Source organism: Salegentibacter holothuriorum (genome assembly GCF_900168045.1).
Classification (GTDB): domain Bacteria; phylum Bacteroidota; class Bacteroidia; order Flavobacteriales; family Flavobacteriaceae; genus Salegentibacter; species Salegentibacter holothuriorum.
In genome coordinates, this window is record NZ_FUYY01000002.1 from 904,321 (window position 1) to 920,825 (window position 16,505).

At 36.2% G+C, this 16,505-nt stretch carries 11 protein-coding genes and 1 tRNA gene; 9 read left to right on the forward strand and 3 right to left on the reverse strand.

The features are described from left to right. Positions 1–87: 87 nt before the first annotated feature. From dnaE to B5X51_RS08500, 9 genes are all read left to right on the forward strand, one after another. Positions 88–4,479 (forward strand): DNA polymerase III subunit alpha, encoded by a 4,392-nt coding sequence (gene dnaE / locus B5X51_RS08460; RefSeq protein WP_079720708.1) that lies wholly within the window; start codon positions 88–90, stop codon positions 4,477–4,479. Between the two features lie 713 nt (positions 4,480–5,192). After that, entirely contained in the window at positions 5,193–5,561 is a 369-nt protein-coding gene (gene trxA, locus B5X51_RS08465) for a thioredoxin (RefSeq protein ID WP_262506823.1), read from the forward strand. Positions 5,562–5,761: 200 nt separating this feature from the next. Then, positions 5,762–6,694 (forward strand): DUF58 domain-containing protein, encoded by a 933-nt coding sequence (locus B5X51_RS08470; RefSeq protein WP_079720709.1) that lies wholly within the window; start codon positions 5,762–5,764, stop codon positions 6,692–6,694. An 87-nt stretch (positions 6,695–6,781) separates the two neighbouring features. After that, positions 6,782–6,855, forward strand: a tRNA-Asp gene (locus B5X51_RS08475). Between the two features lie 241 nt (positions 6,856–7,096). Continuing rightward, positions 7,097–8,329, forward strand: coding sequence for a site-specific integrase (locus B5X51_RS08480; RefSeq protein WP_079720710.1), 1,233 nt, complete (start codon positions 7,097–7,099; stop codon positions 8,327–8,329). A 547-nt stretch (positions 8,330–8,876) separates the two neighbouring features. Next, a complete protein-coding gene (locus B5X51_RS08485; RefSeq protein ID WP_079720711.1) occupies positions 8,877–9,809 on the forward strand; it encodes a sensor histidine kinase in 933 nt (310 codons plus the stop codon). A gap of 20 nt (positions 9,810–9,829) precedes the next feature. Continuing rightward, positions 9,830–10,273: a response regulator gene (locus B5X51_RS08490; protein WP_079720712.1), complete on the forward strand. Its 444-nt coding sequence runs from the start codon at positions 9,830–9,832 to the stop codon at positions 10,271–10,273. Positions 10,274–10,323: 50 nt separating this feature from the next. After that, on the forward strand, positions 10,324–14,538 hold the full coding sequence (locus tag B5X51_RS08495; RefSeq protein WP_079720713.1) for a PAS domain S-box protein: 4,215 nt from the start codon (positions 10,324–10,326) through the stop codon (positions 14,536–14,538). Further along, entirely contained in the window at positions 14,507–14,914 is a 408-nt protein-coding gene (locus tag B5X51_RS08500; RefSeq protein ID WP_079720714.1) for a response regulator, read from the forward strand. Before B5X51_RS08495 ends, B5X51_RS08500 begins: the two co-directional genes overlap by 32 nt. 67 nt (positions 14,915–14,981) lie before the next feature. Here the strand turns inward: B5X51_RS08500 and B5X51_RS08505 are convergent, their stop codons facing one another. The 3 genes from B5X51_RS08505 to B5X51_RS15910 all read right to left on the reverse strand — a co-directional run. Continuing rightward, on the reverse strand, positions 14,982–15,275 hold the full coding sequence (locus tag B5X51_RS08505) for a type II toxin-antitoxin system RelE/ParE family toxin (protein WP_079720715.1): 294 nt from the start codon (positions 15,273–15,275) through the stop codon (positions 14,982–14,984). Beyond that, positions 15,272–15,499, reverse strand: a complete 228-nt coding sequence (locus B5X51_RS08510) for a type II toxin-antitoxin system ParD family antitoxin (RefSeq protein ID WP_079720716.1) — start codon at positions 15,497–15,499, stop codon at positions 15,272–15,274. Before B5X51_RS08510 ends, B5X51_RS08505 begins: the two co-directional genes overlap by 4 nt. A 369-nt stretch (positions 15,500–15,868) precedes the next feature. Further along, the coding region (locus B5X51_RS15910; RefSeq protein ID WP_176132741.1) for a hypothetical protein at positions 15,869–16,505 on the reverse strand (637 nt) is incomplete at its 5' end.

The window sequence follows — 16,505 nt, forward strand, 5'->3', positions numbered from 1 at the left end:
TTATATGTAATTTTAGCCTCAAATCTTGTGATTTTTATTCGTAAATAATCGATTGATATTCAGCTTAATTCCTAATTTTCGCCGCACATGTACCTTATTTTTGATACCGAAACTACCGGTCTTCCCAAACGTTGGGATGCTCCCTTAACCGATTCTGATAACTGGCCAAGATGTATACAAATTGCCTGGCAGTTGCATGATGAAATGGGGAGGCTTGTAGAAAGTCAGGATTACCTGGTAAAGCCGGAAGGTTTTAATATTCCTTATGATGCCGAAAAAGTACACGGGATTTCTACCGAACTAGCTGCGGAAGAAGGGATCTCTTTAACTGAAATGCTAGAGAAATTTCAGGAGGCCTTAAATAAAACCAAGTTTGTGGTAGGACAAAATGTAGGTTTTGACCTGAATATTATGGGAGCCGAATTCCATAGGGAGGCGATGGAAAATAACCTTCAGGAGTTACCGGTTTTGGATACCTGTACCGAAGTAACCGCACAAATGTGTAAAATTCCCGGTGGCCGTGGCGGTAAATTTAAATTACCCACCCTGACCGAATTACACGAATTTCTTTTTGATGAGCCTTTTGGTGAAGCCCACAACGCCACTGCCGATGTGGAAGCGACTACCAGGTGTTTTTTGGAACTGGTGCGACAAAGAGCTTTTACAAAGGAGCAACTAGATGTTTCTGATGATTATTTTGAGAATTTTTCAGAAGCTAATCCACAGCGAATAAAGCTTATTGGGTTAAAGCATATTAACCTTAAAAAAGCTTCCGAGGCAATAAGAAGAAAACTTCAGAAGCAACAACCTACAGAAGAAATTACCACGGAGGAAATCGAGGAAAACCTCGAAAAGCTTGACGAAGTTCTTTTTTCGCATTTACACAATCATTCACAGTTTTCGGTACTGCAATCTACCATTAGTATAAAAGATCTGGTAAATGTTGCTGCTGAAAATAATATGCCCGCTGTAGCGCTTACCGACCATGCAAACATGATGGGTGCTTTCCATTTTGTGAAAGAAATTGGCGATTATAATAAGGCGATTAGGGCAAAAAATGAAGAGGCACTTGCTAATAACGAACCGGCAGAAGCCAGGGAATTAAAAGCTATTGTAGGTTGCGAATTTTTTGTTTGTGAAAATCACGCTGATAAATCACGAAAAGACAACGGCTATCAGGTAGTGATGTTGGCCAAGAACAAAAAAGGCTACCATAACCTGGCAAAGATGTCTTCTAAAGCATATACCGATGGATTCTACTATGTGCCGCGAATTGATAAGGAAATTATAAAGCAGTATAAGGAAGATATTATTGTACTTACCGGTAACCTCTACGGTGAAGTGCCAAGTAAGGTTTTAAATGTTGGGGAGCACCAGGCTGAAGAAGCTTTACTTTGGTGGAAAGAAGAATTTGGCGACGATCTTTATATGGAGATCATGCGCCACGATCAGGAAGATGAAAATCGTGTAAATACGGTTTTAGTAGATTTTGCTAAAAAACATAAGATTAATCTGGTTGCAACTAATAATACCTATTATTGTGCGAAAGAAGATGCCAATGCTCACGATATTTTACTGTGTATAAAAGACGGGGAGAAGCAGGCGACTCCAATAGGTCGTGGTCGTGGTTACCGTTATGGTTTGCCAAACCAGGAATATTATTTTAAGAGTGGCGAAGAGATGAAAAATCTCTTTAAAGATTTACCTCAAGCCATTAGTAATGTGCAGGAGGTTGTAGATAAAATTGAGCCTTTTGAGCTGGCTCGTGATGTTCTCTTGCCTGCCTTTACTATTCCTGAGGAATTTTTAGTAGAAGAAGATAAAAACGATGGTGGTAAACGAGGGGAGAATGCTTATCTAAAACATATCACTTTTGTTGGAGCAAAAGAGCGCTACGGAGACCTTACTTCTGATATTGAAGACCGACTTAATTTTGAGCTGTCGGTTATTGAGAATACCGGTTATCCCGGGTATTTCCTTATTGTGGAAGACTTTATTCGCGAAGCCCGAAATCTTGATGTTTCGGTTGGTCCGGGCCGTGGTTCAGCGGCAGGAAGTGCTGTTGCATACTGTTTAGGAATTACCAATATAGACCCAATTAAATACGATCTGCTTTTTGAGCGTTTCTTGAATCCCGATCGTGTAAGTATGCCCGATATTGATATTGACTTTGATGATGAAGGTCGAAGTCGGGTTATGGATTATGTAATTAAAAAATACGGTGCTAACCAGGTTGCGCAGATTATCACTTATGGTACTATGGCTGCTAAATCTTCTATTCGGGATACCGCCAGGGTGCTGGATCTTCCGTTAGGAGATGCTGATAGGATTTCTAAATTAATCCCTACAATGTCCAAGCTCGGAAAGATCTTTGGAATGGATGAAAAAGACCTGAAAAAGAAATTCAGAAGTGAGGATTTAGAAAAAGTAAACGAACTTTTAAATATTGCTGAAGGAGATGACCTGGAAGCGCAAACGGTAAACCAGGCGAGAATTCTTGAAGGCTCGGTTAGAAATACCGGGATTCACGCCTGTGGCGTAATTATTACACCGGGTGATATTACCAATTATGTGCCGGTTTCGGTAGCAAAAGATTCCGATCTTTATGTAACTCAGTTTGATAACTCTGTTGTAGAGAGCGCCGGACTACTAAAAATGGACTTTTTGGGGTTAAAAACATTAACCCTGATTAAAGACACCGTTCAAATTGTAAAAGGCAGGCATAATATAGACCTGGTGCCCGATGAATTTCCGCTAGATGATGAAGAAACCTATAAGCTCTTCCAACGTGGAGAAACGGTAGGGATTTTTCAATATGAATCGCCGGGAATGCAGAAACACATGAAAGACCTGAAACCTACGGTTTTTGATGACCTTATTGCCATGAACGCTTTGTACCGTCCGGGACCTATGGAATATATTCCAAGCTTTATTGCACGGAAGCATGGGGACGAAGATATCGCTTACGATTTGCCTGAAATGGAAGAATATCTCCAGGAAACCTACGGAATTACCGTTTACCAGGAGCAAGTGATGTTGCTGTCGCAAAAACTCGCCGGATTTAGTAAAGGTGAAGCCGATGTTTTGCGTAAAGCGATGGGTAAAAAAATATTCGCTTTACTGGAACAATTAAAACCTAAATTTTTAGATGGAGGAGAGTCTAAAGGCCATCCAAGAGATGTTTTAGAAAAGATCTGGAAAGACTGGGAGGCTTTTGCGGCTTATGCTTTTAATAAATCTCACTCTACCTGTTATGCCTGGATTGCTTACCAAACCGCCTATTTAAAAGCGCATTATCCTGCGGAATATATGGCTGCGGTGCTTTCTAATAATATGAATGACATTAAGCAGGTTACTTTCTTTATGGAAGAATGTAAACGAATGAAGCTTGATGTACTTGGGCCAGATGTAAATGAATCTTTCTATAAGTTTTCGGTAAATAAAGATTATGCCGTTCGGTTTGGAATGGGCGCCATAAAAGGAGTAGGTTCCGGGGCGGTAGCTACTATTGTGGAAAACCGAAAAACGGAAGCCGGACCTTACAAGTCTATTTTTGATATGGCCAAACGTATTGATTTACGATCGGCTAATAAAAAAGCTTTTGAAAACCTTGCCCTGGCCGGAGGTTTTGATGGATTTGGGGATACACACCGCGCGCAATATTTTCACGACGATGGCGACGGAATTACCTTTTTGGAAAAGGTGATAAAATATGCTGCAAAATTCCAGGAAAATGAGAACTCTTCCCAGGTAAGTTTATTTGGAGAAGCTAGTGAAGTACAAATTCCTGAGCCTGTGGTACCACCTTGTGAAGAATGGGGTACTATGGAAAAACTTAGAAGAGAACGCGAAGTGGTAGGAATCTATATTTCGGGTCATCCATTAGACGATTTTAGGTATGAGATGGATTATTTCTGTAACTCCAAGTTAGGAGAGTTTAACGATCTGGAGAAATGTGTAAACCGTGACCTTACTTTTGGCGGTGTGATAAGTGATGTGCAGCACCGGGTTTCAAAAATGGGTAAAGGCTGGGCGATGTTTAGTGTAGAAGATTATACCGATACCTATGAGTTTAGAATGTTTGGCGAGGAATATTTGAAATTCAGGCATTTTTTGGTGCCGAATTCTTTTGTACATATCAAGATCTTTGTAAAAGAAGGCTGGACCAATAAGGAAACCGGTAAAAAAGGAGACCCAAGAATCCAGTTTAATAATATTTATTTGTTGCACGATGTGATGGATCAGTTTGCGAAAAAGCTCACGATTCAACTGGATATTGCTGATCTACATGAGGAGAAGATCGACTGGTTTAAAGATGTTTTTAGAACCCATAGAGGGGATCATAAATTGAATTTTGTGGTTTATGAAATGAAGGAACAGGTGAAGTTACACATGCCTAGTAAAAAGCAAAAGGTAAAAATATCGCAAGAGCTTTTACATGCTTTGGAGGATGAACAGGTAATGTATAAGTTGAATTGATTTTAGTATTCAGTTCTCAGTTGTGAGTTATGGGTTGTGGGTTGCCACGAATGCACGAATATTTATCCGTCATTGCGAGACCGGTTTTTTAATCGGGTGCGGCAATCTTTTGTTATCTGTTATTTTGGTTTCTTTGGTCAATTTGCAGTGGTTTATTTATAAAGTATAAAAACGAGTGTTTTTTGCCCCATGCCCACTGCGGCTGTGTACTAACTATGGCCTACTACAAATTGAAAACTAAGCTTTTCCGTGCTTTAAAGGAATGTGATGATGGGTTTTGTAATTTTTCATAGTCATCCGGAAATTTTCTATTTTAAGTTTCCAAACGTCAAACTGAGCCTGTCGAAGTTCTTAAGATATTGAATTTCAATAGGATTTCGACAAGCTCAATCTGACGCCCCTTTAATCTTTGAAACATAAAAATTGACAATAAAAATAATGCAATTAATTTAAGATCAAATGCATGGATATTTTAATCACCTATTTATCTTTAACTTTCGGATAGTTGTGATAATTTTTCACTATTCACTATTCACTATTCACTATTCACTGCTCACTGATTTTTCCGGTTAGGGATTGAAGCCGGCTACCGTGTAGCGCTGAAAGCCCGACCCCGCGCTACAAGCGTGGGGAAACCGCCAAATAAATGTGTTGAATAAGCGTATAACCAAATACAATATCACTAGTGTAAGGAAAGCAAAAATATTTGACTAATTTTACACTTTAAGTATAACAGTAAGTATAACAGAAAAAAACAAATAATTATGGCTATTGAAATAACTGATGCAAATTTTGAAGAGCAGGTATTAAAAAGCGAAAAGCCTGTAATGGTAGATTTTTGGGCTGCATGGTGTGGACCTTGTAGAATGGTAGGACCAATTATTGACGAAATTAGTACTGAATATGATGGGAAAGCCGTTGTAGGAAAACTAGACGTTGATGCTAACCAGGAATTTGCAGCTAAGTATGGAGTAAGAAATATTCCAACAGTACTTATTTTTCAAAATGGAGAAGTAGTAGGCCGTCAGGTAGGCGTAGCACCAAAAAATACATACGCAGAGGCTTTAGACGAATTGCTATAAGTTTTAGCATTTTATATAACTATAAAAACCCGGTCTTTTGCCGGGTTTTTTATTGGCGCCGCCAAAGGGTATAAAACTCCCGAGGCTTGCCTAAAAATTAAAAATTTGTTTCCAGCGAATGCGTCGTGGGTTTGCTTCCAGGTTTTTATTTGGTTGTAACTGGCGTGCTTTAACTCAAGCTTTTCTTATATTAGTGGGGTATGAGTTTAAAAGAAAAAATATACAGTTCGGCTGCGGGGTTTACGAAGTTAGAGCTTTTGGCCAGACAAGTGGTGGAAGGTTATATTTCGGGAATTCATAAGAGTCCGTTTCACGGGTTTTCTGCTGAATTTGCCGAACATAAGATTTATAATAATGGCGAAAGCACCAAACATATAGACTGGAAGCTTTTTGCTAAAACCGATAAGCTTTATACGAAGCGTTACGAGGAGGAAACTAATTTGCGTTGTCATTTTATCATGGATAATTCGGCTTCGATGCATTATCCTGAAGTGAAGAAATTTTCAGCAGATTCGCTTAATAAAATCGGTTTTTCGGTGTTATCTATTGCTAGTATAATGCAAATTTTAAAGCGTCAGCGCGATGCTGTTGGGCTTAGCATATATAGCGATGAATTTGAGTTCTACGCGCCTGAAAAAGGCAGTGACCGGCATCAGCATATGTTGTTAGATGCGCTAAATAAGAGTCTGGAGAAGAAAACAGATCATAAAGCGACTAAAACCTATACTTTTTTACACCAGATCGCTGAAAAGTTGAAAAGGCGTTCCCTGGTGTTTTTGTTTACGGATATGTTCCAGGCCGATACTGAAGAAGCAGCCCTTTTTGAAGCTTTACGCCATTTAAAATATAATAGGCATGAAGTGGTGTTATTTCATGTGATGGATAAAAAGCGCGAATTTGATTTCGACTTTGAAAATATTCCAAAACGATTTACCGATGTGGAAACCGGAGCAGAGATAGACCTTTATTCGGAAAACATTCGGGAAAGTTACCAAAAGGCAGTACAAAAATATGTGGCAGACCTAAAATTGGAATGTGCGAAATATAAAATTAATTACGTGGAAGCTGATATTAATAAAAATTTCGATAAAATTTTGACGACCTACTTTATTGAAAGACAAAAGTTTGCCTAATGAGAGTAAAAAAACCTTGAAAAAACTTTTAAAAAAGGTTTGTGTAATTATAAAACAGGTGTATATTTGCACTCGCAATAACGCAACGGTCTGGTAGTTCAGTTGGTTAGAATACCTGCCTGTCACGCAGGGGGTCGCGAGTTCGAGTCTCGTCCAGACCGCTTTTAAAGTACCAAAATATCCCAAAAAGCCTCAAAATCAATGATTTAGAGGCTTTTTTTATTCCCTGAAGTGTCAAAATAACTCAAATAATGCTAAGTGATTGGTGCTGAATTCGGTGCATATTTTTTTATGAAATTATATGCACCTCGAAACTCCTAATTACCTGTTAATAAAATAGTTGCGGCGTTTTTTTAACACTTTAATTTTATACCTTAAGGTGCATATTTAAAACAAGCACCGATGATTAATTCACTATTTATTACTTTTTATCCGAAAAAAACGACTTCTAATCAAAACACGAAGGCCGTTATTTATGCACGTCTTACATATAACAGTAAGCGCACAGATTTTACAACATCAAGAAAAATTGATGCAAGTAAATGGAATAGTCATACCAATAGTGTCCGAGGGAATTCCGTGGAAGCAAAAGCATTAAAGCGATACCTTGATGATATGCGAGCTTCCTTATATGAGATTCACGATCGTTTGGTAAGAGAAGGTAAAAAGATTTCTGCCAAGATTATTAAAGATATTTATTTTGGTAAAGAAGAAAAGCAGTATATGCTGATAGAAATTTTCCAGGAGCATAATGATGAAATGGAAAAACTAATTGGAAAAGGTTATACCAAAGGAACTTTGCAGCGATATAATGCCTGCAAGAAGCACATTGAAGATTACCTGGCGTTTCGATACAAAACAAGAGATATGCCTGTAGAAGAAGTGGATCATCAATTTATTACCGGGTTTGACCATTATTTAAAATCAGAAAAGGACTGTGCTCATAATACAGCACAAAAGTATATTGTAAATTTTAAAAAGATCATTCGAATAGCGTATGCGAATCAATGGATAGAAAAAGATCCTTTTTTCCATTGGAAAGGAAAGTGGAAATCTTCAGAACGCGAATATTTAACAGATGCAGAACTTCAGTGCATGGTGGAACAGGAATTTGACTTACCACGCCTGGATATGGTTCGGGATGCATTTGTGTTTTGTTGCTATACCGGGCTGGCTTTTGCTGATGTAGAAAAACTTTCGGAAGATGATATCATAACAGATATAAATGGAAAGAAATGGATTAAAACAAAAAGGCAAAAAACCAAATCGCTTAGCAGCATACCTATACTGGATGTTCCACAAGTGATATTAGATAAATATAAAGATCACCCTCGAGTAAAATCAGGTAAGGAAGTAATACCAATTTTATCAAACCAGAAGTATAACTCATATTTAAAGGAAATAGCGAATGCCTGTGGCATTAAAAAGAACTTAACTACCCATTTAGCCCGGCACACCTTTGCTACGACTGTAACGCTATCTAAAGGTGTTCCTATTGAGTCTGTAAGCAAGATGTTAGGACATAGATCACTTAAAACAACTCAAATTTATGCTAAGGTTTTAGATGAGAAGGTAGAAAGGGATATGGAGATGCTTCAGAAGCAACTTAGTCTTGCGCAGAAAAAGAATAAATAAGAAAGGTTTTCACCTATTGAACTTTATCTTGGCATATTTTGAATTTATGTGCACTACTGTAACCCAATATAATAAGCTATTTCTGGCTATCTTATTTAATTTAAGAATACCGGATACCTCTTGCCTATTTCAAAAAAGGCCAAAAATTATATGTAGCCTGTATAAGTTTTCCAACAACTGATCATTCAGCTTATTATTTTGAATTTCCTATATGCAAATTCATTTTAAAAGATTTGGGTAATAATACTTATCCTTAATGGATCAAAAATAAACCTGGAATTAATCTAGTACTAAACTTAAATTTCCTCACAAAAAAAATTGATGATTGACCTGTTTTTTTATTTCTAGATTTTTTTTTAGATTTCTTAAAAATTAGTTAAAACACAGTAGCTTTGTTGCTAAATTTCGTTCAAAGACTTTTTTTGTCGACTAAAGGTTAGTAGTTTTTTAAGCTAAGAGGTTTTATTCCTACAAATCAAGTTTGAACTTAAAACAAATATCAAAGATAAATGGATCAGTATTTTTACTAATCATCTAAGCACACAGGATGGAAATACCTAAGAATAACGCATCTTTTCAAGTAAAAAACGAGAAGTTCTCATCAGCATTAGAATTATCAGAACAAACTTTGTTAGCAATAGATAAGCAGAAAAATGAACTAGCTTTAAAATTAGCTAAGGCAGTGAGGGAACTTTCTGTTGAAATAGAAGAGAAAGAGAAAAATGTAACTGAATTAGCCAAAGTCAATGAACAATTAGCTTTTGAGATTAAAGAAAAAGAAAAAAGGACGACTGAATTGGAAGCTGTCAACAAAGAATTGGAGGCTTTTTCTTATTCAGTTTCACATGATTTAAGAGCTCCACTTAGGGCAATTGCTGGATTTTCTGAAGTCTTATCTGCAGATTACAACGAAGAATTAGATGAGGATGCAAAACTTTATTTTTCCGAGATAATTAGGAATGTGAAAAAAATGGGAGATCTAATTGATAACCTATTGGACTTCTCGCGTCTTTCAAAGCAAAACTTTTTTCGTGTTTCAGTAAATGTAGAAGAAATTATTCGTGATTTAATTACAGATCAGAATGAAATGGAGTCAGAAAGAGAGGTGAGTGTTGAGGTAAAGAGCTTACCGGTTATAAAAGGTGATAAAAATATGTTGAAGCAACTATTTTTTAATATTATCTCTAATGCTTTTAAATATACAGGTAAGAGAAAGGATGCAGTAATTGAGATTGGAAGTTACCTGGAAGCTAATCAACAAGTGTATTATGTAAAAGATAATGGTGCGGGGTTTGATTCCAGATATTATAATAAGTTGTTCGGAGTTTTTCAACGTTTACATAGTAGCAATGAATTTGAAGGAACAGGGGTAGGATTAGCTATTGTGCAAAAAATAGTTTCTAAGCACGATGGCAGAGTATGGGCAGATGGTAAGGTAGGCGAAGGAGCATGTTTTTATATCGCGCTACCCACTGGATAATTAAATAAAAGAACGAATTTATGTCAAATGATGAAATCCAGATTTTGTTGGTAGAAGACGATAGATCTGATGCAATGCTCACTATTAGGGCACTTAAAAAACACAATTTGGCCAATAACCTGTTACATCTGCATGATGGTGCGCAGGCTCTTGATTTTCTTTTCGGAAAAGGTGAATTTGAGGGGCGAGATTTAGGAGATAAACCAAAAGTGATTTTTTTAGATCTTAAAATGCCAAAAATAAATGGCCTTGAAGTGCTTAGAGTTATAAAAAGCGATGAACGTACTAAGCTCATTCCTGTAGTAATGATGACTTCCTCGAAGGAAGATAAAGATATTGTTGAGAGTCATAAACTGGGAGTAAATAGTTACATCGTTAAACCTGTCGGATTTGAAAACTTCTCTAAAACAGTGGCTGATTTAGGGTTTTATTGGCTGATAGTCAATCAAACTCCTCCCAAATAAAGCAAACAAATTAGAAACTTAATTTTTTCCCTACAATTTAAGTATTTCTTATGTCAAATAAAATAAAGATTCTCCATGTTGAAGATGAGCCAAGTGATGCCCTATTGATTTCTCATTTTTTACAAAAAAGGAAAGTGGAGTGTGAAATAGTAGTGGCAGATTCAAGAGAAAGGTTTCTAGAAGCCTTGAATGACTTTGGCCCGGATATTATCTTAGCCGATCACTCCCTACCTTCTTTTAACTCTTTTGAGGCATTGGAATTGCTGCAGAACCTAGAAAAACCTATTCCGGTCATTCTGGTTACCGCAACAATGACAGACGAATTTGCGGTATCTATTATAAAAAAAGGAGCAAAAGATTATATTCTGAAAGACAGGTTAGAAAGATTGCCTACAGCTATTGAAAGCGTTCTAAAAACAAACCGTCTAGAATTAGAACGGCAGGATTTTTTAAGAAAACTTGAGAGAAGTGAGCGCAAGTTTAGACGGCTTATAGAAAATTCTGCTCATGCGGTGGCCATTCTCTCATCTAAAGGAGTGCCTCAATATGTTTCACCATCTGTAAAAAATGTCTTAGGTTATTCCGAAAAAGAGAGTCTTCAGATGGATATTCCAGAAATTATTCATGAAGATTATCGTGAAGGTTTTTTTCAAAAAATAGAGGAGTGTAAAGAAAAACCTGAGAAACTATTTTATGGAATCCTGGTAAAGGTAAAACATAAAAAAGGAGAATGGCATTGGTTGGAATCTACTTTAATCAATTTGTTACATGACCCCGATATTAAAGGAATTGTTGTAGACTTTCGGGATGTGACCGATCGCAAAATTGCTGAAAAAGCTTTATTAGAAAGCGAAGAAAAATATAGGGCATTTTTTGAAAATAGCCATGACGGAATTCTACTTACGGTTACCGATGGAAGAATTCTTGCTGCGAATGCTGCGGCCTGTAAAATGTTTCAAAGAACAGAACTGGAAATATGTGAGGTGGGAAGATTAGGACTAGTGGATCCTACAGACCCTATGGTGTTGCAGGCAATTAGAGAAAGACAGAAAAATGGTAAAGTATTGTGTCAAATTAATATGCTGCGTAAAGACGGTAGTATTTTTCCGGCTGCTCTTTCCTCATCTGTTTTTCACAGTTCTAGCGGCGAAAAATTAACTTCTATGATTATTAGGGATAGTTCTGAAGCTAAACGGGCAGAAGAAGAATTAAAAATTTCAGAAGAAAGGTATAGACAGTTGTTTGAAAATAGCCCGCTTCCCAATATTATTTATGATGTAAATACACTTGAACTGGTAGATATAAATCAATCAGCTACTAAACACTATGGCTATAACCGGGAAGAATTTTTAAAATTAAAAATTAGTGAATTTTTGCCGAAAGAAGATATTCAAGTATTTGAAAGCTTGAGAGAGGCAGCAAATAATGATGACGGTTTGATAAGGCAATCTACCGTGAGACACATAAGGAAAGACAATTCGCTTATTACCGTAGAAACTTATGGATATAAATTAAAATATAAAGGGAGAGATTGTCGACTTGAGATTTGTTTAGATGTTACGGAAAAGAATAATCACCTGGAGCGGCTAAGAGATAAGACGGAGAAACTTATTTATGCTGAAAAATTAGCCAAACTTGGTTACTGGGAGGTAGGAATTCAGGAGCCTTATTACTTTTGGAGTGATGAAGTATATCGTATTTGGGGGAGAAAGAAAGAGGATTTTCAAATGGATATAGAAACTTTTGAAAAAACAATCCACCCGAAAGATTTGAAAAAGTTCAGACAAGATCAGATTAAGGCTATTAAAGGTACAAGGGAGTTAGACAATGAACTTCGCATCTTCCTGCCAAATGGAAAAATGAAGTGGGTACATGGGAAAGGAAAAACCATAAGAGATCATAGGGGAAGACCGCTTCGTTTTGAAGGATCTGTACAGGATATTACGGAACGAAAAAACTTTCTGGAAAAACTTATGCGAAGTGAGGCACGCCAGCGTGGAATTCTTCAGTCTCAAACTAATTATTTAACACGTATAGATTTAAATGGCTATTATACTTACAGCAATGAAAAGTTTTTGAAAGACTTTGCATGGGTTTTTCCATCAGGACAAATTGCCGGGGAATATTCATTAAGTACAGTTCACGAGTATCACCGGGAAATGGCAAGAAAAGTTTTCGATAATTGTGTAAATGATCCTGCCACTGTACAACAAATTGAACTGGATAAATTACAAAAAGATGGGACAGTGAAATCTACCTTATGGGATTTTATCTGTCTTACAGACTCAAAGGGGGAGCCTCTGGAGGTACAGGGAGTTGGAATTGATATTACTGAAAGGGTAAAGGCTGAAAAAGCATTAAAAGAAAGCAATCAGCGCTATGAATTAGTGTCTAAAGCTACTTCAGATGCCATATATGACTGGGATTGTGAAACCGGCCAAATCACTTGGAGCGAAGGATATACTAAAATTTTTGGATATCCTACCGAGGAACTTACATCAGACATTGATTCCTGGTGTGCAAACATACACCCTGAAGATAAGCTGGTTCTTGAAGATCTATTTGCTATTATTGAAGGAAAATCTGATACCTGGGAAGCTGAGTATCGTTATAGAAGAGCTGACAATAAGTATGCATTTGTTATTGAGAAAGGTACGATATTAAGAGATAAAAAAGGTAAGGCTATTCGAATGTTAGGCGCTATTCACGATATTACCCATCGTAAACTGGCCATGCAAAAACTTATGAGAAGTGAAGCCAGACATAGAGGCCTTATTCAATCACAAACCAATTACGTGATTAGGGTGGATATGGAAGGGAATTATACCTATTCAAACAATAAATTTCAAGAAGATTTTGGTGAGATTTATCCTGATAAAAATATTGTTGGTAAAAACACCTTGTTATCTATCAAGGAATATCATCACCAACGAGTAATAGACATATCGAAAAAGTGTATAGAAAATCCAGATCGTGTATTCCAGGTTGAGATTGATAAACCTGCAAAAAATGGAAAAGTAAAAACCACACTTTGGGATTTTATTTATTTAAAAGCCTCTCCAGATGATCCAGGGGAGATCCAGTGTGTAGGAATTGACATTACAGCAAGAGTGGAAGCAGAAAAAGAAATTAGGTTTCATGCGAATCTATTGGATAAAATAGGGCAGGCAGTTATAGCTACAGATAGTGATGGAAATATAAATTACTGGAACAAAGCCGCAACCACTATTTATGGTTGGCAGCCAGAGGAGATGAAAGGCAAAAATATTTTGGAACAGACTCTCTTAGGTGTTAAAACACTACACGCACTAGAAATAATAGGAGGTTTAAAGTGTGACGAAACCTGGTCAGGAGAATTACTGGTAAAAAGAAAAGGTGACATTGAGTTTCCAGCTCTTGTAACCGGAGCTCCAATTTGTGATGATGAATTTAATTTAAAAGGATTTATTGCTGTTTCTTCAGATAATACTGAACGTAAAAAAGCTAATCTTAAGTTAAAGGAATTAAATAAAAATCTTCGCGATTATACACAGGAATTGGTAACCGCTAATAAAGGTCTGGAGCAATTTTCTTTTATAGTGTCCCATAATTTACGTTCGCCAGTGGCTAATATCATTGGATTGGGGGATTTATTGAAACAAGAAAGCTATCCTGCCGAAGTGAAATTGAAATTTCAAGAGGAACTTTTGGATAATGTAAAGCGTCTTGACAATGTGGTTCAGGATTTAAATGCCATTTTACAGGTGAAAGTAGAGCTTAATCCTAAAAGGGATCTTGTTCTTTTAGATAAACTTGTTAAAACTATTGAAGGAGGGATTAGCAACATTATGCAGGAACATGAAGTACAAATAACCACTGATTTTGATGAAGTTCCTGAAATAGAAACGGTGCAAACTTATTTACATAGCATTTTTTACAATCTTATAACCAACAGTATAAAATATCGACATCCGGAAAGGAAACCAAAGCTTCATATTCAATCCCGAAGAAGAAATAATAATATTATTTTAACCTTTAAGGATAATGGCTTAGGCTTTGATACATCTAAAGGAGAACAAGTATTTGCGCTATATAAACGATTTCATCGTCACATAGAAGGTAAAGGAATGGCGCTATTTATGGTAAAGACTCAAGTAGAGCTTTTGGACGGTAAAATATCTGCCTATAGCGAAGTGGAAAAAGGAAGTGAGTTTAAGGTTGAGTTTAAAGAAAAGTTGAACGAAGATTTAGAGCATGAAAAAATTGCAGCAATATATAGTAGTTGATGATGACCGAACTAATAATCTTATTTGTGAATATGTTATAAAAGATTGGGATCCTCAGGCAAGGGTTCAGCTTTTCCTGGAACCAGAATTAGCATTGAAAAATATTGAGGAAAATCACAAAGATTTTGGTTTCCCGGTTTTACTTTTTTTAGACGTAAACATGCCGTCAATGTCTGGATGGGAATTTTTAGATATTTTTAAAACCTTTGATGATGATATAAAAAAATCTTTTGTGATTTATATACTTACCTCCTCTACTGAAGATTTTAGCAGAGAAGCGGAAGAATATCCATTTGTTTCAGGCTTTTTATCTAAGCCGTTGAAAAAGAAATATCTTGAAAATATTGAATTAGAAATGGAGGCTATCAGTGAATGAAAAAATAAGATTTGGGATACTAATGGTCAATAATAGTTATAAAACGAATCGAATTGATTTCTCTTGATTATTTTAAAAAATTTCTCAAATCCCTACTGCCGTGAAGTAATCTTACTATTCTTATATGATTTTTAAAAATCCGGTAGAAGATAATGTGAGAAGCATATGGAAAACTATATAAGCCTTGCCTAATTTCATTGCGTTTCTTTCCTATTTCTGGATTCTCTAACAAAAGATCAAAATAAGAACTTAATTCAATTAGATATTTAATTGCCTGATCTTTGCCAGACTTTTGAAATCCAAAATCATAAATAGCCTCAATATCCTCCTGTGTTTTTTTAGATAAGGTATAATGATTCATCGAGATTTTTTCTTGGATTCAATAATTTGATCCATAGTCATTGAACTATCGGGACCATCCCAACCTAACTCAATTTCTTTCCTTAAGTCCTGAATTACTTTTTCGCGATAGATTGTGTGAAGTCTTAAAGCATCTCTAATTACTTCGCTGTTATTCTGATATTCTCCTGATGCAACCTGGTCGGAGATATATTTTTCTTGCTTTTTGGTAAAACTTATATTCATAATATGTCTATATATATCAAATATAGATATATTAGATTTAAAAATTGAATTTATCTGAAAAATTTTTATTTCGGTTGGAAGTTAAATACTTTCCGGTTGTATAATATATTGCGTTCGATAGTTTATTCAAAGGTAAATTTATATAGCGGTAGTAGTATCGGAGATTTATACTACGAAAATCTTGTAAGATACAACTAGTCCAAAAAATGAACAAGTTAGAAACAAGTAGGGCACAAGCTATAACCTAGTTATAAACTAGCTTTGGTACGGTTCTGTCCCAAAAATTAAACAAAGGCGCTATCGCGCTTAAACAAACCAAACATTGGCCAAAAAGATTTTTTATTTTAATTCTTTCCATAAACCTTTCCTTTATGTTTTCAATTTTTGCCGTCTTTTAAAAAGAAAAAGAGGGAAAATAGTATCAATTAGCTGAAAACGATAGCTTCCTTCTACAAAGACAATATTGTTCGGCTTATCATTGTAGTCTAAGCATAGTTCCATGGCTTTTTTGTTTGGTATAAACTCCCCATAATTCTTTTGGACCTCCAGCAGTTTATGCTTTAGGGCACATTTTTTAAGCCTGGAAGCAGTTGCCGGTGAAACTTGAAAGATAGTACCGATACCTAAAACAGAAAGGGGAGCGGGTGCTTCTTTATAATTAAAGTGAGGGGATAGAAAATGATAGGTACTGCCTTTTATCTGTACGCTTTTCTTTCTCCTTACTTTTCTCCAGAAGTCTTTATGAAGATATCCATAAATAATTGCCCCGGTAATTGCTTTAATATTTTGGTAGGAATTAAAATCTACCGGATAGGAAAGCCGAACCCTCCAGTTGTTTTCACTTCGTATTCTGTCAAAAGATTTAATGATATAATACCCGGTTTTTGTATTATAAGTTAACCATCCTTTTTCCAAAAGGAATTCAATGTATTTGAGCGTGGTCTTCCGGGAGCCGATCTCTTCGGTTAATTCTAAAAATAAGAGTTCCCCATCATCCAGTTTAGTT

Coding starts and splice junctions, on each gene's coding strand:
- dnaE (WP_079720708.1), top strand. CDS start 88: ATGTACCTTATTTTTGATACCGAAACTACCGGTCTTCCCAAACGTTGG.
- B5X51_RS08470 (WP_079720709.1), top strand. CDS start 5,762: ATGAGTTTAAAAGAAAAAATATACAGTTCGGCTGCGGGGTTTACGAAG.
- B5X51_RS08480 (WP_079720710.1), top strand. CDS start 7,097: ATGATTAATTCACTATTTATTACTTTTTATCCGAAAAAAACGACTTCT.
- B5X51_RS08485 (WP_079720711.1), top strand. CDS start 8,877: ATGGAAATACCTAAGAATAACGCATCTTTTCAAGTAAAAAACGAGAAG.
- B5X51_RS08490 (WP_079720712.1), top strand. CDS start 9,830: ATGTCAAATGATGAAATCCAGATTTTGTTGGTAGAAGACGATAGATCT.
- B5X51_RS08495 (WP_079720713.1), top strand. CDS start 10,324: ATGTCAAATAAAATAAAGATTCTCCATGTTGAAGATGAGCCAAGTGAT.
- B5X51_RS08500 (WP_079720714.1), top strand. CDS start 14,507: ATGAAAAAATTGCAGCAATATATAGTAGTTGATGATGACCGAACTAAT.
- B5X51_RS08505 (WP_079720715.1), bottom strand. CDS start 15,275: ATGAATCATTATACCTTATCTAAAAAAACACAGGAGGATATTGAGGCT.
- B5X51_RS08510 (WP_079720716.1), bottom strand. CDS start 15,499: ATGAATATAAGTTTTACCAAAAAGCAAGAAAAATATATCTCCGACCAG.